Below are 18,954 nucleotides of genomic sequence, written 5' to 3'. Positions count from 1 at the left end.
CACAGCGTTCTAGTCAACTTTGGAGTGTTTACAACAATGGCAAAAATCGTCGACATCAAAGGTCGTGAAGTTCTCGACTCCCGTGGCAATCCCACCGTCGAAGCGGATGTGCTTCTCGATAACGGCATCATCGGCAGTGCATGCGCGCCGTCCGGTGCTTCCACTGGCTCGCGTGAAGCACTCGAGCTGCGTGATGGCGACAAGAGCCGTTACCTGGGCAAGGGTGTGCTCAAGGCTGTAGCCAACATCAACGGTCCGATTCGTGACCTGTTGCTGGGTAAGGATCCGGTTGACCAGCAGGCACTGGACCGCGCGATGATCGCGCTGGACGGTACCGAAAACAAGGCAACCCTGGGCGCCAATGCGATCCTCGCCGTTTCCCTGGCCGCGGCCAAGGCAGCAGCACAGGACCAGGACCTGCCTCTGTATGCGCACATCGCCAACCTGAACGGCACCCCGGGTGTTTACTCGATGCCGGTTCCGATGATGAACATCATCAACGGTGGCGAGCACGCCGATAACAACGTCGACATCCAGGAATTCATGGTTCAGCCGGTTGGCGCCAAGACTTTCGCCGATGGCCTGCGCATGGGCACCGAGATTTTCCATCACCTCAAAGCTGTGCTGAAGGCTCGTGGCCTGAGCACCGCCGTCGGTGACGAAGGTGGTTTCGCGCCGAACCTGGCGTCCAACGAAGACGCTTTGAAAGTGATCTCCGAAGCTGTGGCCAACGCTGGTTACAAGCTGGGCACCGACGTCACCCTGGCTCTGGATTGCGCTGCCAGCGAGTTCTACGAAAATGGCAAGTACGATCTGGCTGGCGAAGGCCAGGTGTTCGATGCTGCCGGTTTCGCTGACTACCTGGCCGGTCTGGCCAGCCGTTACCCGATCATCTCCATCGAAGATGGCCTGGATGAGTCCGACTGGGATGGCTGGAAAATCCTTACCGACAAGATCGGCGACAAGGTTCAACTGGTCGGCGACGACCTGTTCGTGACCAACACCAAGATCCTGAAAGAGGGCATCGACAAGAAGATCGCCAACTCGATCCTGATCAAGTTCAACCAGATCGGCACCCTGACCGAAACCCTGGAAGCCATCCAGATGGCCAAGGCTGCTGGTTACACTGCGGTGATCTCGCACCGTTCCGGCGAAACCGAAGATTCGACCATTGCCGACCTGGCTGTGGGCACCTCGGCTGGCCAGATCAAAACCGGTTCGCTGTGCCGTTCCGACCGTGTTTCCAAGTACAACCAATTGCTGCGCATCGAAGAGCAACTGGGCGCCAAGGCCAAGTACAACGGCCGCAGCGAGTTTCGCGGCTAAGCTGAAGTATCCTGCCTCGCAAATAGCTGCTCCTTTTTGACGGCGTCTGTTGCCTTCATGCAGCGTTACCTGACGACTACAGCCACTCGTCAAAAGATGAGCGTGTTTGTGAGGCGGGACACTAGATGGTAAAAAGACACCGGATTGTGTCGGAAAGAACGCTACAGCGGCTTTTTTGCCACTAATCTGACGTCTTAGAGTACGAGCCTGGTTCTTCCAGGCTTCGTGCTATTGGTCGATTCAAAATTGTTGGCATGGCTGTCTTTTTTCACTGGAAACCCGATATTCGATGCGCAGTCCCAATTGGTTGTTCCTCGTCTTGCTCTTGCTGCTGGCTGGCCTGCAGTACCGCCTGTGGGTGGGGAATGGCAGTCTGGCGCAGGTCGCCGAGCTGACCCAGCAAATTGCTGACCAGCACGCCGAAAACGAGGCACTGCTGGAGCGTAACCGCGTTCTGGATGCCGAAGTCCTTGAGTTGAAAAAAGGTATGGAGACCGTTGAAGAGCGGGCTCGCCATGAGTTGGGCATGGTCAAGGAGGGTGAAACCCTCTACCAGTTGGCCCAATGATTCAGACGCTACCGGCCTTCTGGGCCGTGATTCCTGCCGCGGGCGTTGGTGCCCGTATGGCTGCGGACCGCCCCAAGCAATATTTGCAACTGGGTGGGCGCACAATTCTCGAACACAGCCTCGGCTGTTTCCTCGACCATCCCGCCTTGAAGGGGCTGGTGGTCAGTCTTGCTATTGATGACCCCTATTGGCCGACTCTGGCTTGCGCCCATGATCCGCGAATTCAGCGGGTGGATGGCGGTCAGGAGCGCTCGGGCTCGGTACTCAACGCGTTGCTGCATTTGCATGCACAAGGCGCTGCCGACGAGGACTGGGTGTTGGTCCACGATGCCGCGCGACCGAATCTTTCTCGCGATGATTTGGACAAGCTGCTGATTGAGCTCGCGGATGATCCTGTTGGCGGGCTATTGGCTGTGCCAGCGCGCGACACCCTGAAACGTGTCGACAAACAGGGGCGGGTGGTTGAAACCGTTGATCGCAGTTTGATCTGGCAAGCCTATACACCACAGATGTTCCGTCTCGGCGCATTGCATCGGGCCTTGGCTGACAGTCTGGTGGCTGACGTGGTGATCACCGACGAGGCCTCGGCCATGGAGTGGGCAGGTTTGGCCCCACGCCTGATTGAAGGTCGCTCGGACAATATCAAGGTCACCCGTCCCGAAGACCTGGAGTGGCTACGCCTGCGCTGGGCGAATCGCCGGTAGAAGAGCTTTTCGTAGCAGCTGGCGAAGCCTGCTGCTACGGGTGGAGTTGCAACTACTCCAGATACTCCGGCCGTTTGGCCAGTCCCTCCTTCAGATAATCCACCAGCTTGCGCACCTTCGGCGACAGATGCCGTTGCTGCGGATACAACGCCCAGACGGCGGTGTTCGGTGGTTGATGAGCATCCAGCAACGACACCAGTGCGCCGCTTTTCAGGTGTTCCAGCACGTAATAGTCCGGCAGCTGACACAACCCAACGCCTTGTAGCGCAGCGTCCAGCACCGCTTGCCCACTGTTGCAGCGCCAATTGCCCTGTACCCGCTGGGAAAACTCTCTCCCGCCCTGCTCCAGTTGCCAGATGTCCGAGCTGCCGATCAAACAGTTGTGTCGGCTCAGCTCGGACAAACTGTGCGGACGACCATAACGTTCCAGATAGGACGGCGAGGCACACAAGTACATGCGCCGTGGTGCCAGGCGCGTGGCTACCAGTCGTGAGTCTTGCAGGCGGCCAAGCCGAATCGCCAGATCCAGACCTTCGTGCACCAGATCGAGCGGGCGGTTGCTCAATTCGATATCGACCCGCAATTGCGGATAAAGCCCCATGAAGCTGGTCACCAGCGGCACGATAAAGCGCTCGCCATACGCCACTGCGCAGGTCATGCGCAGCATGCCTTTGGGCTCGCTGGTCAGGTCGCCGACTGCGCGCAAGGCTTCTTCGCGTCCGTCCTGCAAGCGTTGGCAGTGTTGCAGGAAAGTTTGCCCGGCTTCGGTCAGCGTCACCCGGCGGGTACTGCGGTAGAGCAGGCGGGTTTGCAGGCGCTCTTCGAGTCGTACGATTTGTCGACTGATGTGCGAAGACGAAACCCCAAGGCGTTCGGCGGCAGCCGTGAACTGGTTGCATTCAGCGACGGCGACGAACTCATCGATGCCTTCCCAGCGGTTCTCGGACATGAGGATTATCCCTGTGTAGCAATAATGTTTTGCTTTTGGCTGGATTATTCATCGCTTGGCGGTGTTTTACACTCCCTGTCTCGTTTTTATTCGCTGGAGAGTCAGGATGATCAAGTCGCGCGCCGCCGTTGCCTTCGAGGCCAAGAAACCCCTCGAGATCGTTGAAGTCGATGTCGCCATGCCCAAGGCCGGTGAAGTCCTGTTGCGTGTGGTCGCGTCCGGCGTTTGCCATACCGACGCCTACACCCTGTCGGGTGCCGACCCGGAAGGCATATTCCCGTCGATCCTCGGCCACGAAGGTGGCGCGATTGTCGAGGCCATCGGCGAGGGTGTGACTTCGGTAGCGGTGGGCGATCACGTGATTCCGCTGTACACACCGGAATGCGGCCAGTGCAAATTCTGCAAGTCAGGCAAAACCAACCTCTGCCAAGCCATCCGTGCGACCCAGGGCAAAGGCCTGATGCCAGACGGCACAACGCGCTTCTCCTACAAAGGTCAGCCGATTTTCCACTACATGGGTACGTCGACCTTCTCCGAATACACGGTGTTGCCGGAAATCTCTGTCGCGAAGATCCCTAAAGACGCACCACTGGAAAAAGTCTGCCTGCTGGGCTGTGGCGTCACCACGGGGATCGGCGCTGTCATCAACACCGCCAAGGTCAAACCGGGCGACACCGTGGCAATCTTCGGTCTAGGTGGCATTGGCCTTTCAGCGGTCATCGGTGCGGTCAAAGCCAAAGCCGGGCGAATCATCGCCATCGACATCAACCCGGCCAAATTCGAAATCGCCAAGCAGTTGGGTGCCACCGATTGTGTGAACCCGAAAGACTTCGATCGCCCGATTCAGGACGTTATCGTCGACATGACCGATGGCGGTGTGGACTTTTCCTTCGAGTGCATCGGCAACGTGCAGCTGATGCGCGCTGCATTGGAATGCTGCCACAAAGGCTGGGGTGAGTCGGTGATCATCGGCGTTGCCGGTGCTGGCCAAGAGATTTCCACCCGTCCGTTCCAACTGGTAACCGGCCGCGTCTGGCGCGGTTCGGCGTTCGGTGGCGTGCGCGGTCGCACGGAGTTGCCAAGCTACGTCGAAATGGCCCAGACCGGCGAAATCCCGTTGGACACTTTCATTACCCACACGATGGGTCTGGAAGACATCAACAAGGCATTCGACCTGATGCATGAAGGCAAAAGCATCCGCTCTGTCATCCATTTCTGAGGTCGGTCATGAGTCTGGAGAACCTCTCATGCCAGAAGAGCTTCGGTGGCTGGCATAAACGCTACAAACATCATTCCGAAGTACTGGGCTGCGACATGGTGTTTGCCGTGTACCTGCCGCCGCAAGCGGAGCAGGGCGGCAATCTGCCGGTGTTGTACTGGTTGTCGGGATTGACCTGCACCGACGAAAACTTCATGCACAAGGCTGGTGCCATGCGCATGGCGGCCGAGCTTGGTCTGATCATCGTCGCACCGGATACCAGTCCGCGCGGCGTCGATGTGCCGGGTGATCCGGATGGCGCCTGGGATTTTGGACTGGGTGCGGGCTTTTATCTGAATGCCACGCAGGAACCTTGGGCCAGGCATTATCGGATGCATGACTACGTGGTGCAGGAGTTGCCGGCACTGGTCGAGGCGCATTTCCCGGCGTCCGACAAGCGTGGAATCAGTGGTCACTCCATGGGTGGCCACGGTGCCTTGGTGTGTGCGTTGCGCAACCCCGGGCGTTATCAGTCGGTGTCGGCTTTTGCGCCGATCAACAATCCGATGGATTGCCCTTGGGGGCAGAAGGCGTTTTCCCGCTATCTGGGTGAGGAGCGCTCGAAATGGCGCGAATGGGATGCCAGTGTGCTGATCGCCGAGGCCAGTGAAAAGCTGCCGTTACTGGTGGATCAGGGGGATCGAGATGACTTTCTGGCCACTCAGCTCAAGCCCGAAGCGCTACAGCAGGCGGCGAAACTTGCCGGCCATCCGCTGACCTTGCGTCTGCAACCAGGCTACGACCACAGCTATTTCTTCATCGCCAGCTTCATCGATGATCACTTGCGACATCACGCACACGCTCTAGGCGCCTAATGTCCGCCAAAGCAGGTAGAATCACGCCCTGACTAAATCGGGGCGTTTTTTTATGCGTATTGGCCACGGCTATGATGTGCACCGTTTCGCTGAAGGCGATTTCATCACTCTGGGCGGCGTGCGAATTGCACACAGCTTCGGGCTGCTCGCCCATTCCGACGGCGACGTCTTGCTGCACTCGTTGAGCGATGCCTTGCTCGGCGCGGCGGCGCTGGGTGATATCGGTAAACACTTCCCGGACACCGACCCGCAATTCAAAGGTGCTGACAGCCGCGTACTGTTGCGTCATGTTGTCGCACTGATTCACGCCAAGGGCTGGAAGGTCGGTAATGTCGATAACACCATCGTTGCCCAGGCGCCAAAAATGGCCCCGCATATAGAATCGATGCGCGCGCTGATTGCCGCGGATCTTCAAGTTGAGTTGGATCAAGTGAACGTGAAAGCTACCACCACCGAAAAGCTCGGCTTTGTCGGTCGCGAAGAAGGCATTGCCGTGCACTCCGTTGCCTTGTTGCTGCGCGCATGAACGAACTGCAATTGCTCGGCCCGCGTGCCTATGGCGAAGCACTGGGGACGGCGGTACTGAAAGCCACCGCTGAAGACTTTCAGGTCGACGAAGTACTGGATATTCCCTTGAGCGGCGACGGTGAACACCTGTGGTTATGGGTGGAAAAGCGCGGCCTGAACACCGAAGACGCGGCCCGGCGCATTGCCAAGGCTGCGGGTGTACCGCTTCGCACCGTGAGTTACGCGGGGTTGAAGGATCGCCAGGCGCTGACCCGACAGTGGTTCAGCCTGCAATTGCCGGGCAAGGCCGACCCCGATCTGTCGGCGGCAGAAAACGACACGCTGAAAATTCTGAAAAGCACTCGGCATAAACGCAAGTTGCAACGCGGTGCCCACGCGGCCAACGGTTTTACCCTGCGCTTGACTGAACTGGTGGGGGACAAGGCGGCTATCGACGAGCGCCTGCAACTGATCGCCAGGCAGGGCATTCCAAATTATTTCGGTGCCCAGCGCTTCGGCCATCAGGGCGGCAATGTGGTCGATGCCCGTGACTGGGCCGCTCGCAAGGCCCTGCCGGAACAGCGCAATGTGCGCTCGCGTTTACTCTCGACCGCCCGCAGTTATCTGTTCAATCAGGTGCTGGCTGCCCGTGTCGCCGATGGCAGTTGGCAGCGAGCGCAGATTGGCGATTTGCTCGCGTTCACCGATAGCCGCAGCTTTTTCCCGGCAGGCGAAGCGGAATGCAGCGACCCGCGTCTGGCGATCCTTGATCTGCACCCGACAGGGCCACAGTGGGGCGAGGGGGAGTCACCGGCGAGCGGCGCCACTCATGTTCTTGAGCAAGAAGTCGCTGCCCGCGAAGCCGATCTGCGCGATTGGTTGATTAAAGCCGGAATGAGCCATGAACGTCGCATCCTGCGGCTGCCCATTGGCGGGTTGACGTGGCATTATCCCGAGCCTGACATTCTGCAACTGGAATTCGTCCTGCCGGCCGGATGCTTCGCCACTGTATTGGTGCGCGAACTCGTCGATCTGGTGCCGGTGGGGCAGACGGACAGCCCATGCGTATTCTGATATCTAACGACGATGGGGTAACAGCACCCGGTCTCGCCGCGCTTTATGCTGCGCTGGCGGATTACACCGAGTGCGTGGTTATCGCCCCGGACCAAGACAAAAGCGGCGCCAGCAGCTCGCTGACACTCGATCGTCCGTTGCACCCGCAAACCCTGGCAAACGGCTTTATCAGCATCAACGGAACCCCCACCGATTGTGTTCATCTGGGCCTCAATGGTCTGTTGGAGCGCGAGCCGGACATGGTGGTTTCCGGGATCAACCTGGGTGCCAACCTGGGTGACGATGTGCTGTATTCCGGTACCGTCGCCGCCGCGCTGGAAGGGCGTTTTCTGGATCGGCCATCCTTCGCCTTTTCGCTGGTGTCGCGTCAGGTCGAGAACCTGTCGACCGCTGCGTACTTCGCGCGCAAACTGGTAGAGGCTCATGCCCAACTGGATTTGCCACCACGTACTGTGCTGAATGTGAATATCCCCAATCTGCCGCTCGATCACATACGTGGCATCCAGCTGACCCGTCTGGGCCATCGCGCCCGTGCTGCGGCGCCGATGAAAGTGGTCGACCCGCGAGGCAAGTCCGGTTATTGGATTGCGGCGGCAGGCGATGCCGAAGACGGCGGCCCGGGCACTGACTTTCATGCGGTGATGCAAGGTTATGTTTCGATCACCCCGTTGCAGCTCGATCGCACCTTCAATGATGCCTTCAGTAGTCTCGATGGCTGGCTGGAGGGGTTGCGTTAATGGGGCGTGAACAAGACGACCTGTTGCGTCGAGGTATCGGTATGACCTCTCAACGAACTCGCGAGCGCTTGATCCAGCGGTTGTACGAGGAGGGACTGTCCAACGCCCAGGTATTGGAAGTGATCCGCCGTACCCCGCGTCATCTATTCGTCGATGAGGCACTGGCGCACCGCGCCTATGAAGACACCGCGTTGCCGATCGGCCATAACCAGACAATTTCCCAGCCCTATATGGTGGCTCGCATGAGCGAGCTGTTGTTGGCGGCAGGTCCATTGGACAAAGTTCTGGAGATAGGCACCGGGTCCGGTTATCAGACGGCGGTCCTGTCGCAACTGGTTGAGCGTGTGTTCTCGGTCGAACGGATCAAAGTGCTGCAAGATCGCGCCAAGGAGCGCCTGGTCGAATTGAACCTGCGTAATGTAGTGTTCCGCTGGGGCGATGGCTGGGAAGGCTGGCCGGCACTGGCGCCGTACAACGGCATCATTGTTACCGCTGTTGCCACCGATGTCCCTCAGGCCTTGCTCGATCAGCTGGCTCCCGGCGGGCGCTTGGTGATTCCGGTCGGCGCGGGTGAGGATCAACATCTGATGCTGATCATTCGTGAAGAGCAGGGTTTCTCTCGGCAAGTTCTGGACGCTGTACGCTTTGTGCCTTTACTCAACGGTCCATTGGCTTGAGCTTTTGTTTAATCGCGGTGAATTCTGCTTGATAGCGTTTGTCTTACAGCGGGCTATTCATATAAACACTATTGAACGTCGGTCAGCAGTTGTGTCCTTCTCTCGATTTCGCTTTGCCAGCGGTAAAGAATGAACGGCCGGTTATACTGGCGACATTCCAGGCCTGAACAGGCAATCTTTATTATCAGCCACCACATAGGGAGCGGCGGGTGAGTCTCACAGTCATTGCGCAGCGTATGGGTATAACAAGCTTTCAGCGACTGGTGATTGGCCTTGTCTTGAGTTCCACGTTGGTTGCGTGCTCCAGCAAACCTTCGGACGGCGTGCGGGTAGTCGACGGTAATAATGCAGTGGCCCAGCGGCCGGTCGTGACCACTGGCCAGTATGTCGTTCGCCGTGGCGATACATTGTTCTCGATCGCTTTTCGCTATGGTTGGGACTACAAAGCCCTGGCGGCACGCAACAATATTGCTGAGCCTTATACAATTCATCCGGGTCAGACGATTCGCTTTGACGGCCGTTCAGGTTCCACGCCGACCACCGTTGTTACAAAACAGGATTCAACACCATCCTCTTCCCTTAAAACCACGGTAATCAGGCGTCCGGCAGGCGCTGTAGCCGGCACCACAGCCGGCACCACAGCCGGTACTGCAGCCAGTGTCGAGAGCAAGCCGGCACCGGCTCCGCTACCGCCGGCAGGGCCTGCGCCGACCGGTTGGGGGTGGCCTTCGAGCGGCATTTTGATCGGGAAATTCTCTTCAAACGGCAGTTTGAATAAAGGCATTGATATCGCCGGAGATTTGGGACAGCCTGTTTTAGCTGCGTCTGATGGGACGGTTGTTTACGCCGGGAGTGGCTTGCGGGGCTACGGCGAGTTAGTCATTATCAAACACAGCGATACCTACGTAAGTGCTTACGGCCACAACCGTAGGCTGTTGGTTCGGGAGGGGCAGCAGGTCAAAGTCGGACAGGCAATTGCCGAAATGGGGTCAACTGGTACGGACCGGGTGAAACTGCACTTTGAGATTCGCCGTCAGGGTAAACCTGTAGATCCGCTGCAATTCCTGCCACGTCGTTGATCGGTTACCAGCCTGTTCCCTCACGTAGAAGGAACAGGCTCCAGCGTTGCCAAGGATAAAGGCGTCGCTTGAGCTTGAGGTCGAACTCACCAAAGGACTATAACAATGGCTCTCAGTAAAGAAGTGCCGGAGTTTGACATCGACGATGAGGTTCTCCTGATGGAGGCCGGCGTCGCTATGGATTCGATGTCGAATGAAGGATTTGCTGCACCTTCAGTTCGTGCCAAATCCAAACACTCCGCTTCACTAAAGCAACATAAATACATTGATTACACGCGGGCGCTCGATGCGACCCAGTTGTATCTCAATGAAATCGGCTTTTCCCCATTGCTCTCCCCGGAAGAGGAAGTTCATTTTGCGCGTTTGTCGCAGAGTGGCGATCCGGCCGGGCGTAAGCGCATGATTGAAAGCAACCTGCGGCTGGTGGTGAAAATCGCCCGACGATATGTCAATCGTGGGCTGTCGCTGCTGGACCTGATCGAAGAGGGCAACCTCGGCTTGATCCGCGCAGTGGAAAAGTTTGATCCGGAACGCGGCTTCCGCTTTTCGACCTACGCAACCTGGTGGATTCGTCAGACCATCGAGCGCGCGATCATGAATCAGACCCGGACCATCCGGTTGCCAATCCATGTGGTCAAAGAGCTCAACGTCTACCTGCGGGCAGCACGTGAGCTGACTCAAAAGCTCGATCATGAACCTTCCCCTGAAGAAATCGCCAACCTGCTGGAAAAGCCGGTAGGTGAGGTCAAGCGCATGCTGGGCCTCAATGAGCGGGTTTCTTCGGTCGACGTCTCACTGGGTCCGGATTCGGATAAAACCCTGCTGGACACCCTGACTGATGACCGTCCAACCGACCCTTGCGAGTTGCTCCAGGACGATGATCTGTCGCAAAGCATTGATCAGTGGCTCTCGGAACTGACTGACAAGCAGCGAGAAGTGGTGATACGCCGCTTCGGGTTGCGCGGCCATGAGAGCAGCACTCTGGAAGATGTTGGCCTGGAGATTGGCCTGACCCGCGAGCGGGTCAGACAGATTCAGGTTGAAGGCCTCAAGCGCCTTCGAGAAATTCTTGAGAAGAACGGCCTGTCGAGTGAGTCGCTGTTCCAGTAGCTGGAACGCATTAGCTCGCAAATAAAAGCCCTGACTGGTTCGGGGCTTTTTATTTTCGAGAGAGTTGATGGGCAGAGCAGCGTCCTGTCGGTGTTTCAGGTTTAGTCTTTTGCTGGTGTAAGCCTTGGCCTACTCTTTCGTAAGTGTTCGGTTTTTTTGCTTCAGGGCAGACATCCATTAGTGTTGTTGTTTTTTTCTATTCTATTGATTTTAAAGAGATTTTTCTGACAGCTTGGTGGTGGTTTACTCACCATTTCCCCCGGGCTGTGTGATTGCTCTTGCTGGGGAACCATCTACTATCAGCGCTGTGTCAACGGATAGACACAACCATCAAGGATGATGGTCAAGGACATCGCAGGAAGCGGTTCATCAGGATGATGAAAAGGAACACAAGGACTAGGGAAAAAATGTGGGCGGGTAATACCGCCCCTTTTTTTGCCTGTCTGTAGCTGCCGCAGGTTCGGGCCGCCGATTTTTTAAGCCGCGACGCATAGCTGACAGACATCAGGCAAACCCCGAAAAGCAAAAAAGCCCACGAGGGGCCTTTTCGGGAGCGCGATGATTATCAGCGTTCGAGGTCTTTGATCTTGCCCTTCACGCCATCCCACTCTTCAGCGTCCGGCAGCGATTCTTTTTTCTCAGTGATGTTTGGCCAGATTTCGGCCAGTTCAACGTTCAACTGAATGAATTCCTGCATCTCTTCCGGGACTTCATCTTCGGAAAAAATGGCCACAGCAGGGCATTCTGGCTCACAAAGTGCGCAGTCAATGCACTCATCCGGGTGAATCACCAGGAAGTTCGGGCCTTCGTAAAAGCAGTCCACCGGACAGACTTCTACGCAGTCGGTGTACTTGCACTTGATGCAGTTGTCGGTGACGACGAAGGTCATTTCTAATTCTCTCCTCAGGCGCGGCTTGCTGCGCCCCTTCACGGTGGGGTCGCCAGGTTTGGGAGCGATAGTCTGCAGGCAGGCTAAGCCGGCAGCATCCCAAACCGCGCGAGATTCTAACAGCTTGCAGGCATCTGCGTTAGGGGCTGTTGACGTTTGGTGGCGGCTCGCCACCAAACGTCAACAGACTCTATATCCGTGTCTTTAATGTATAGAGCATTTCGAGCGCTCTACGCGGGGTCATGTCATCCAGATCGAGTTTGGCCAGCTCATCCAGCACCGGATGGGGCAGGCTGGCGAACATATCGCTCTGCTGCGGCGCTGCGGGTTTGCCTTTGGCAGGCGCTGGCACTTCGTGGGGCAGGCTGGTGGTTTCCAGCCGGCTCAAGTGCTCGCGAGCACGTACTATCACCTCGCTCGGTACGCCGGCCAGTTGCGCAACCGCCAGCCCGTAGCTCTGGCTGGCAGGGCCAGGCAGTACATGGTGGAGGAATACGATGCGCTCGTTATGCTCGGTGGCGTTGAGGTGGACGTTGGCCACCAGCGGCTGGCTTTCCGGCAATACTGTCAGCTCGAAGTAGTGGGTGGCGAACAACGTGTAGGCGCGCAGATGAGCCAATCGCTCGGCTGCCGCCCAGGCCAGGGACAGACCGTCAAAGGTACTGGTGCCGCGACCGACTTCATCCATCAACACCAGGCTGCGCTCGGTGGCGTTGTGCAAGATGTTCGCCGTTTCGCTCATTTCGACCATAAAGGTCGAACGCCCGCCAGCCAAGTCATCGCTGGAGCCGATACGGGTGAAGATGCGGTCAACCAGTGACAACTCGCAACTGGCGGCCGGCACAAAGCTGCCGATATGCGCCAGCAACACGATCAATGCGGTTTGTCGCATGTAAGTGGATTTACCGCCCATGTTCGGACCGGTGATCACCAGCATCCGGGTGCTGTCATCCAGACTCAGATCGTTGGCCACGAACGGCGTGCTCAGCACTTGTTCGACCACCGGGTGACGACCCTGAGTGATGCGCATGCAAGGCTCGCTGACGAAGCGTGGGCAGTTCAGGTCCAGGTTCAGTGCGCGTTCAGCCAGGTTGCTCAGCACGTCCAGCTCGGCCAATGCCGCAGCAGTGTCTTGCAACGGCGGCAGGCGGCCGATCAGGTTCTCGAGCAGGGCTTCGTAGAGCATCTTCTCGCGGGCCAGTGCGCGGCTCTTGGCGGACAAGGCTTTGTCTTCGAAGGCCTTGAGCTCCGGGGTGATGAAGCGCTCGGCACCTTTGAGGGTCTGGCGGCGAATGTAGTCAGCCGGTGCCTGTTCGGCCTGCTTGCTCGGCAATTCGATGAAATAGCCGTGAATCCGGTTGTAGCCGACTTTCAGGTTGGCAAGGCCCGTACGGGCTTTTTCACGGGCTTCGAGGTCGATCAGGAACTGCCCGGCGTTTTCGCTCAGCGATTGCAGTTCATCCAGCTCGGCGTCGTAACCGGTTTTCAACACGCCGCCGTCACGGATCACCGCAGGCGGGTTGTCGATGATGGCTTTTTCCAGCAGGGCCGCGAGTTCTGGATAGGTGCTGGTGGTCACGGCCAGTTGCTTGAGGTGGGGGCCCTCAAGTTCGCTCATGGCCACTTGCAGTTCCGGCAAGGCACCCAAGGCATCGCGCAGGCGCGCCAGGTCCCGAGGACGGGCGTTACGCAGGCCGATACGGGCGAGGATCCGTTCGATATCGCCGATTTCCTTGAGCTGCGGTTGCAGCTTTTCAAAGCGATAGCCGTCCAGCAGGCAGGTGATCGAGGTCTGGCGGGCCAGCAATACCTGCAAGTCACGCAGCGGACGGTTCAGCCAGCGCGTCAACAGGCGGCTGCCCATGGCGGTCTGGCAACGGTCGACCACCGATTGCAGGGTGTTGTCGCGTCCGCCGGCGAGGTTGGTATCCAGTTCCAGATTGCGGCGGCTCGCGCCGTCCAGTACGACGGTGTCGTCAAGGCGTTCGTGGCGCAGGCTGCGCAAGTGCGGCAAGGCAGTGCGCTGGGTTTCTTTGGCGTAGCTGAGCAGGCAACCCGCGGCACCGATGGCCAGGGTCAGGTTCTCGCAGCCAAAACCCTTCAGGTCCTGGGTGGAGAATTGTTGGCAGAGGCTTTTGAGCGCCGAGTCGCGCTCGAAATCCCACGGCGCGCGGCGACGTACACCACGGCGCTTTTCGGCCGGTAGATCCTTTGGCCAATCATCCGGGATCATCAGTTCGACCGGGTTGACGCGCTCCAGCTCCGCCAGCAGGTTTTCCCAGCCTTTGATTTCCAGAACCGTGAAGTTACCGCTGGTGATGTCCAGCACGGCCAGACCGAACAAGCGCTCGTCACCCAGCACCGCCGCGATCAGGTTGTCCCTGCGCTCATCGAGCAGTGCTTCATCGCTGACCGTGCCCGGAGTAATGATCCGCACCACCTGCCGGTCCACCGGACCTTTGCTGGTCGCCGGATCGCCGACTTGCTCACAGATCACCACCGACTCGCCGAGCTTTACCAGTTTCGCCAAATAACCTTCGGCCGCGTGGTAAGGAATCCCGCACATCGGAATCGCTTGTCCTGCCGACTGCCCGCGCGCGGTCAGGGTGATGTCCAGCAACCTGGCGGCTTTCTTCGCGTCTTCGTAGAAAATCTCGTAGAAGTCACCCATGCGATAGAACATCAACTGGTCGGGGTGCTGGTTCTTCAATCGCCAATATTGCTGCATCATCGGCGTGTGGCTGGACAAATCTGAAATAGCTTTATTCATCAGTGGCTTAGAGCGATTCGTTAAAAGTGAGGGGCAAAATTGGGGCCCTGCGGCCCGGCTTTTTCGCGATGGGCGCAAGGTTACCACGGGATCTCCGCCATGGAGCTTCATCGTCGAACCGGTGTGCCTCAATCCACGCTTTCACGCATTCTCAGCGGCAAGATTGTCGATCCTACGGATAAGCACATCTCGCGGATCGCCGAGTATTTTCGCGTGAGCACCGATCAATTGCGCGGGCGTGCGGATGTTGCCCCCGCCAAAGCCCCAGCGCGCGACGAGTTGCATTCAGAACTCAAGGACATAAGTCTGTGGGATGACGATACCCCCGTCGAAGACGACGAGGTGTCGATTCCCTTTCTTCGCGAGGTTGAATTGGCTGCTGGATCTGGAAGATTCGTCATCGAGGAAAGCGAGAAAGCCAGCCTGCGTTTCGGCAAGCGGAGCCTGCGGCACAATGGTGTGCAGTTCGACCGGGCCAAGTGCGTGACCGTCCGCGGCAACAGCATGCTGCCGGTGCTGCGTGATGGCGCCACGGTCGGGGTCAATGCCGCTAAATGCGCGATTGGCGATATCGTCGACGGCGACCTTGTTCACGTCTTCTGGTGGGGCATGTACGCCCGTTAACCTCACCTCTTCCAGATAGAGCCCACATTGAGCGGGCTTATTTTCGTCTGTAGAAAACCGCCTGAGCCTTTGTCCATGCAGGTCTCGATGCTTTGATGCATTTGTTGTGCATAAATAATTGAATTTGTGCAATCTGCGGCCATCGGACTTTACGAGCGGTGGGCCGCCAAGCGCATCGGGGGGCTGTGAAGTACCACCGCGTGATTCCAGTCAGGATCACTAGATGGCGTTCAGTTTCCAGAACCAATGGATTGGCAGACCAGGGGCAATGACTACGAGCCCGGCCCGCAAGGATGTGTTCAGAGCTTTCGCTCATTAACATTTTGACCGACCAGGCGTCTTGCAAGCGCGATACGCTCGTGTACGGTAGGTCTCACGCCAGCCTGATCAGGAGAGGACCATGGACGAAATCACCCAGCTTGCCGCTGAACTCGGCAGGCGTTTGCAGATTCTCAATACGCACGTCTGTACCGCCGAGTCCTGCACTGGCGGTGGGATCGCCGAGGCCATTACCCGTATCCCGGGTAGCTCGGCGTGGTTCGAAGCTGGTTATGTCACCTACTCCAATCGTCAGAAAACCCAGCAACTGAATGTGCCCGCCGAGCTGTTCGAGCAGGTGGGGGCGGTCAGTCGTGAAGTGGTCGAGGCCATGGTTCGTGGTGCTCAGGACAAAAGCCGTGCGCGTTTTGCCGTGGCCGTCAGTGGTGTGGCCGGGCCGGACGGCGGTTCGCCGCAGAAGCCGGTGGGCACCGTATGGCTGGCCTGGGGGGTCGGAGAGGCGATCAATGCCGAGTGCCGTTACTTCCCCGGTAACCGCGATGACGTTCGCCGACAAACGGTGAAGGCCGCGCTAGAGGGGTTGCTGCTGTATGCCGCGGGAGAAATCTCAAATCAGGGGTAGGCGATCCTCAAGCGCTGTGGAATAATACTGGCTACTTATACAGGTGTTGGCCGTCAGGCCTTATTGATTACGTGAGGACTTTAATGGACGACAACAAGAAGAAAGCCTTGGCTGCGGCCCTGGGTCAGATCGAACGTCAATTCGGCAAGGGTGCCGTAATGCGTATGGGCGATCACGACCGTCAGGCGATCCCGGCTATCTCCACTGGCTCTCTGGGGCTGGATATCGCACTCGGCATTGGCGGCCTGCCAAAAGGCCGTATCGTTGAAATCTACGGTCCGGAATCTTCCGGTAAAACCACACTGACTCTCTCCGTGATTGCTCAGGCACAGAAGATGGGCGCCACCTGCGCTTTCGTCGACGCCGAGCACGCACTGGATCCGGAATACGCTGGCAAACTGGGCGTCAACGTTGATGACCTGCTGGTCTCCCAGCCGGATACCGGCGAGCAAGCGCTGGAAATCACCGACATGCTGGTGCGCTCCAACGCCATCGACGTGATCGTCATCGACTCCGTGGCAGCTCTGGTGCCAAAAGCCGAGATCGAAGGCGAAATGGGCGACATGCACGTGGGCCTGCAAGCCCGTCTGATGTCCCAGGCACTGCGTAAAATCACCGGTAACATCAAGAACGCCAATTGCCTGGTTATCTTCATCAACCAGATCCGTATGAAAATCGGCGTGATGTTCGGCAGCCCGGAAACCACCACCGGTGGTAACGCGCTGAAGTTCTACGCTTCGGTTCGTCTGGATATCCGCCGTACTGGCGCGGTGAAAGAAGGTGATGAAGTCGTCGGTAGCGAAACCCGCGTCAAAGTCGTCAAGAACAAAGTGGCTCCGCCGTTCCGTCAGGCTGAGTTCCAGATTCTCTACGGCAAGGGTATCTACCTGAACGGCGAGATGATCGACCTCGGCGTACTGCATGGCTTCGTGGAAAAATCCGGAGCCTGGTATGCCTACAATGGCAGCAAGATCGGTCAGGGCAAGGCCAACTCGGCCAAGTTCCTGCAGGACAACCCGGATGTTGCCGCGGCCCTTGAGAAGCAGATCCGCGACAAGCTGCTGACGGCGACGCCGGACGTGAAAGCCAATGCGATCCGCGAGACTGCTGACGATCTGGCCGACGCTGATATCTGATCGATCCGATGAACGCCGTACTCGATACACTCGTCGCGGTGCGGCGAACCGCAATGGACCTGCTCGCGCGACGCGAGCACGGTCGAGTCGAGCTGACGCGTAAACTGCGTCAGCGCGGCGCCTCTCCTGAAATGATCGACACAGCACTTGACCGTCTGACGGAAGAGGGCCTGCTGTCCGAATCCCGTTACCTCGAAAGCTTTGTTTCCTACCGTGCCCGTTCCGGTTATGGCCCTTTGCGCATTCGCGAAGAGTTGAGCCAGCGCGGTCTGCAACGTGCCGATATTGAACTCGCCTTGCGTGAGTGTGGTATCAGTTGGCAAGAGCAACTGGAAGATACCTGGCGTCGCAAGTTTGCCGGGCATTTGCCGATAGACGCCCGCGAGCGTGCCAAACAAGGCCGCTTTCTGAGTTATCGGGGTTATTCAATGGAAATGATCGGCCGCTTGTTGAGCGGCCGTGGGACGGATGACTGACTGATATGGCTCGCCCCACTGTTTACGTTAGAGGGCGCGAACCACTGAGTTGCTTGTCGATCAAGTGACCTTGATTGGTTCCCGTGCACGTTGTTGTGTCTTGTTCTGAGCCTTGGCCCAGTTTTCCGGCAGGTTGATGAAGTCGACCAGTTCACGCAGACGACCGTGATCGCGGGCGTTGAAGGTGAACGAGAGTCGCGCCAGATGGCTGTACTGTGCTTCGTCGTGCTCCTCTCCACTGTAAGCATGCTGATGAAAGTGATCGCTCAGGCAGAGGTCGGCAAAGGCCTTCTGCATGTGCTCAAGCGCCTGCTCGCTTAGTTTATGGTTCATGCGAATCACAAACTGATGCTTCAGCCAGCGGCTGGAGTGGAAGTTGCTGTAGAACTGGTTGATTTCCTCCACGGCTTCATCGGCGCTATGCACCAGGCGAATCAGTTTCATGTCGCTGGGAAGAATGTAGCGATTGTCCTCCAGTTGATTGCGAATAAAGTCCAGAGCGCCTTGCCAGAAACTGCCGTCCGGAGCGTCCAGCAGCACCACCGGTACCAGCGGGCTTTTGCCGGTCTGGATCAGTGTCAGTACTTCCAGCGCTTCGTCCAGCGTGCCAAAGCCGCCAGGGCAAAGCACCAGGGCGTCGGCCTCTTTGACGAAAAACAGCTTGCGGGTAAAGAAAAAGTGGAATGGCAGCAGATTGGCTGTGCCTTCGACGGTTGGATTCGCATGCTGCTCAAATGGCAGTGTGATATTAAATCCAAGGCTGTGTTCGAGACCAGCGCCTTCATGGGCGGCAGCCATGATGCCTCCGCCGGCGCCGGTGATGACCATCATGTTCGAGCGAGCCAGGGTCGCACCGAGTTCCCGGGCCAGACCGTAGAGGGGGTGTTCGATCGGCGTACGTGCCGAGCCAAAGACGGTGACCTTGCGTCGACCTTTGAACTGTTCCAGCACACGGAAGGCATGCTCCAGTTCGCGCAGGGCTTGTAGGGTGATCTTGGCATTCCAGCGATTGTGGTCTTCCTGGGCCATGCGCAAGACAGTCAGCATCATGTCGCGATAAATCGGGGTATTCGGGCTATTGGGTGCAACCAGGTTGAGTTGCTCTTCGACCTTGCTGGTGAGGTCGCTACCGTTGCTTTGAAAATGACGGCTTAGGAGGTCATTCGGTTGGTAAGGCATTCAACTTCTCCTTCTGGACAGACCCCTTGGCACCGGCGAGATATTCGCTAGCGCCACGACACTCCATGTGTCGCTGTCAACCCAGACTAACGCCTGAGCATTACACCTGACTCGACAGTGCCTGAAACACTGACTGTGGCGATCGAGTCATCCATACGGGCTCTGTTTTTTCCTT

The 18,954-nt window shown here is 57.9% G+C and carries 19 protein-coding genes; 15 read left to right on the top strand and 4 right to left on the bottom strand.

Going from position 1 to position 18,954, the window contains the following annotated elements; all coding sequences use genetic code 11:
- Positions 1–36: 36 nt before the first annotated feature.
- The 3 genes from eno (at position 37) to ispD (ending at position 2,598) form a co-directional block, all read left to right on the top strand.
- Entirely contained in the window at positions 37–1,326 is a 1,290-nt protein-coding gene (eno, locus tag AC07W5_RS09875; protein ID WP_494992571.1) for a phosphopyruvate hydratase, read from the top strand.
- A gap of 289 nt (positions 1,327–1,615) precedes the next feature.
- Complete coding sequence (gene ftsB, locus AC07W5_RS09870; protein WP_494992572.1) at positions 1,616–1,894, top strand: cell division protein FtsB; 279 nt, start codon at positions 1,616–1,618, stop codon at positions 1,892–1,894.
- Entirely contained in the window at positions 1,891–2,598 is a 708-nt protein-coding gene (gene ispD / locus AC07W5_RS09865; RefSeq protein WP_494992573.1) for a 2-C-methyl-D-erythritol 4-phosphate cytidylyltransferase, read from the top strand. Before ftsB ends, ispD begins: the two co-directional genes overlap by 4 nt.
- A gap of 52 nt (positions 2,599–2,650) precedes the next feature.
- Here ispD and AC07W5_RS09860 read toward each other — a convergent pair whose 3' ends face one another.
- Positions 2,651–3,547 (bottom strand): LysR substrate-binding domain-containing protein, encoded by an 897-nt coding sequence (locus tag AC07W5_RS09860; RefSeq protein WP_494992574.1) that lies wholly within the window; start codon positions 3,545–3,547, stop codon positions 2,651–2,653.
- 106 nt (positions 3,548–3,653) lie between these two features.
- On the opposite strand from AC07W5_RS09860, the gene AC07W5_RS09855 reads away from it, so the two are divergent.
- The 8 genes from AC07W5_RS09855 to rpoS all read left to right on the top strand — a co-directional run bounded on the left by AC07W5_RS09855 (position 3,654) and on the right by rpoS (position 10,804).
- The gene (locus AC07W5_RS09855; protein WP_495010317.1) at positions 3,654–4,766 is read left to right on the top strand and encodes an S-(hydroxymethyl)glutathione dehydrogenase/class III alcohol dehydrogenase; all 1,113 of its coding nucleotides are present in this window, start codon (positions 3,654–3,656) and stop codon (positions 4,764–4,766) included.
- 8 nt (positions 4,767–4,774) lie between these two features.
- Complete coding sequence (gene fghA / locus AC07W5_RS09850; protein ID WP_494992576.1) at positions 4,775–5,620, top strand: S-formylglutathione hydrolase; 846 nt, start codon at positions 4,775–4,777, stop codon at positions 5,618–5,620.
- 52 nt (positions 5,621–5,672) lie between these two features.
- Positions 5,673–6,146 carry a 2-C-methyl-D-erythritol 2,4-cyclodiphosphate synthase gene (gene ispF / locus AC07W5_RS09845; RefSeq protein WP_071551620.1) on the top strand — a complete coding sequence of 158 codons (474 nt, stop codon included), beginning with the start codon at positions 5,673–5,675 and terminating at the stop codon, positions 6,144–6,146.
- Positions 6,143–7,201: a tRNA pseudouridine(13) synthase TruD gene (gene truD, locus AC07W5_RS09840; protein WP_495010319.1), complete on the top strand. Its 1,059-nt coding sequence runs from the start codon at positions 6,143–6,145 to the stop codon at positions 7,199–7,201. The genes ispF and truD overlap by 4 nt, the downstream gene beginning before the upstream one ends.
- Complete coding sequence (gene surE, locus AC07W5_RS09835) at positions 7,189–7,938, top strand: 5'/3'-nucleotidase SurE (RefSeq protein ID WP_494992578.1); 750 nt, start codon at positions 7,189–7,191, stop codon at positions 7,936–7,938. The genes truD and surE overlap by 13 nt, the downstream gene beginning before the upstream one ends.
- A 41-nt stretch (positions 7,939–7,979) precedes the next feature.
- A complete protein-coding gene (locus AC07W5_RS09830) occupies positions 7,980–8,615 on the top strand; it encodes a protein-L-isoaspartate(D-aspartate) O-methyltransferase (RefSeq protein ID WP_494992579.1) in 636 nt (211 codons plus the stop codon).
- A 209-nt stretch (positions 8,616–8,824) separates the two neighbouring features.
- On the top strand, positions 8,825–9,694 hold the full coding sequence (locus tag AC07W5_RS09825) for a peptidoglycan DD-metalloendopeptidase family protein (protein WP_495023270.1): 870 nt from the start codon (positions 8,825–8,827) through the stop codon (positions 9,692–9,694).
- A 105-nt stretch (positions 9,695–9,799) separates the two neighbouring features.
- Entirely contained in the window at positions 9,800–10,804 is a 1,005-nt protein-coding gene (rpoS, locus tag AC07W5_RS09820) for an RNA polymerase sigma factor RpoS (protein ID WP_494992581.1), read from the top strand.
- A 565-nt stretch (positions 10,805–11,369) separates the two neighbouring features.
- On the opposite strand, the gene fdxA is transcribed toward rpoS, so the two are convergent.
- Entirely contained in the window at positions 11,370–11,693 is a 324-nt protein-coding gene (fdxA, locus tag AC07W5_RS09815) for a ferredoxin FdxA (RefSeq protein WP_007908827.1), read from the bottom strand.
- A 190-nt stretch (positions 11,694–11,883) separates the two neighbouring features.
- Complete coding sequence (gene mutS, locus AC07W5_RS09810; RefSeq protein WP_494992770.1) at positions 11,884–14,451, bottom strand: DNA mismatch repair protein MutS; 2,568 nt, start codon at positions 14,449–14,451, stop codon at positions 11,884–11,886.
- A gap of 51 nt (positions 14,452–14,502) precedes the next feature.
- Between mutS and AC07W5_RS09805 the strand changes: the two genes are divergently transcribed.
- From AC07W5_RS09805 to recX, 4 genes are all read left to right on the top strand, one after another.
- Positions 14,503–15,087: an XRE family transcriptional regulator gene (locus tag AC07W5_RS09805; RefSeq protein WP_495023269.1), complete on the top strand. Its 585-nt coding sequence runs from the start codon at positions 14,503–14,505 to the stop codon at positions 15,085–15,087.
- A 400-nt stretch (positions 15,088–15,487) separates the two neighbouring features.
- Positions 15,488–15,988, top strand: coding sequence for a CinA family protein (locus tag AC07W5_RS09800; protein WP_495023268.1), 501 nt, complete (start codon positions 15,488–15,490; stop codon positions 15,986–15,988).
- 83 nt (positions 15,989–16,071) lie between these two features.
- The gene (gene recA, locus AC07W5_RS09795) at positions 16,072–17,124 is read left to right on the top strand and encodes a recombinase RecA (protein ID WP_494992583.1); all 1,053 of its coding nucleotides are present in this window, start codon (positions 16,072–16,074) and stop codon (positions 17,122–17,124) included.
- 8 nt (positions 17,125–17,132) lie between these two features.
- Positions 17,133–17,600, top strand: a complete 468-nt coding sequence (gene recX / locus AC07W5_RS09790) for a recombination regulator RecX (protein WP_494992584.1) — start codon at positions 17,133–17,135, stop codon at positions 17,598–17,600.
- A gap of 60 nt (positions 17,601–17,660) precedes the next feature.
- Here recX and AC07W5_RS09785 read toward each other — a convergent pair whose 3' ends face one another.
- Positions 17,661–18,779: an LOG family protein gene (locus tag AC07W5_RS09785; protein ID WP_495010321.1), complete on the bottom strand. Its 1,119-nt coding sequence runs from the start codon at positions 18,777–18,779 to the stop codon at positions 17,661–17,663.
- Positions 18,780–18,954: the final 175 nt, after the last annotated feature.

This window comes from Pseudomonas sp. GW821-FHT01E05, from assembly GCF_059422425.1.
The sequence above is the reverse complement of the archived record's forward strand: the minus strand, read 5'-3'. Positions and strand labels throughout refer to the sequence as shown.

Bases quoted from the DNA above. Each gene is read 5' to 3' on its own strand.
- recX (WP_494992584.1), top strand. From the start codon at position 17,133: ATGAACGCCGTACTCGATACACTCGTCGCGGTGCGGCGAACCGCAATG.
- ftsB (WP_494992572.1), top strand. From the start codon at position 1,616: ATGCGCAGTCCCAATTGGTTGTTCCTCGTCTTGCTCTTGCTGCTGGCT.
- AC07W5_RS09830 (WP_494992579.1), top strand. From the start codon at position 7,980: ATGACCTCTCAACGAACTCGCGAGCGCTTGATCCAGCGGTTGTACGAG.
- ispF (WP_071551620.1), top strand. From the start codon at position 5,673: ATGCGTATTGGCCACGGCTATGATGTGCACCGTTTCGCTGAAGGCGAT.
- AC07W5_RS09800 (WP_495023268.1), top strand. From the start codon at position 15,488: ATGGACGAAATCACCCAGCTTGCCGCTGAACTCGGCAGGCGTTTGCAG.
- AC07W5_RS09785 (WP_495010321.1), bottom strand. From the start codon at position 18,779: ATGCCTTACCAACCGAATGACCTCCTAAGCCGTCATTTTCAAAGCAAC.
- AC07W5_RS09860 (WP_494992574.1), bottom strand. From the start codon at position 3,547: ATGTCCGAGAACCGCTGGGAAGGCATCGATGAGTTCGTCGCCGTCGCT.
- fdxA (WP_007908827.1), bottom strand. From the start codon at position 11,693: ATGACCTTCGTCGTCACCGACAACTGCATCAAGTGCAAGTACACCGAC.
- recA (WP_494992583.1), top strand. From the start codon at position 16,072: ATGGACGACAACAAGAAGAAAGCCTTGGCTGCGGCCCTGGGTCAGATC.
- fghA (WP_494992576.1), top strand. From the start codon at position 4,775: ATGAGTCTGGAGAACCTCTCATGCCAGAAGAGCTTCGGTGGCTGGCAT.
- truD (WP_495010319.1), top strand. From the start codon at position 6,143: ATGAACGAACTGCAATTGCTCGGCCCGCGTGCCTATGGCGAAGCACTG.
- surE (WP_494992578.1), top strand. From the start codon at position 7,189: ATGCGTATTCTGATATCTAACGACGATGGGGTAACAGCACCCGGTCTC.
- eno (WP_494992571.1), top strand. From the start codon at position 37: ATGGCAAAAATCGTCGACATCAAAGGTCGTGAAGTTCTCGACTCCCGT.
- rpoS (WP_494992581.1), top strand. From the start codon at position 9,800: ATGGCTCTCAGTAAAGAAGTGCCGGAGTTTGACATCGACGATGAGGTT.
- AC07W5_RS09855 (WP_495010317.1), top strand. From the start codon at position 3,654: ATGATCAAGTCGCGCGCCGCCGTTGCCTTCGAGGCCAAGAAACCCCTC.
- ispD (WP_494992573.1), top strand. From the start codon at position 1,891: ATGATTCAGACGCTACCGGCCTTCTGGGCCGTGATTCCTGCCGCGGGC.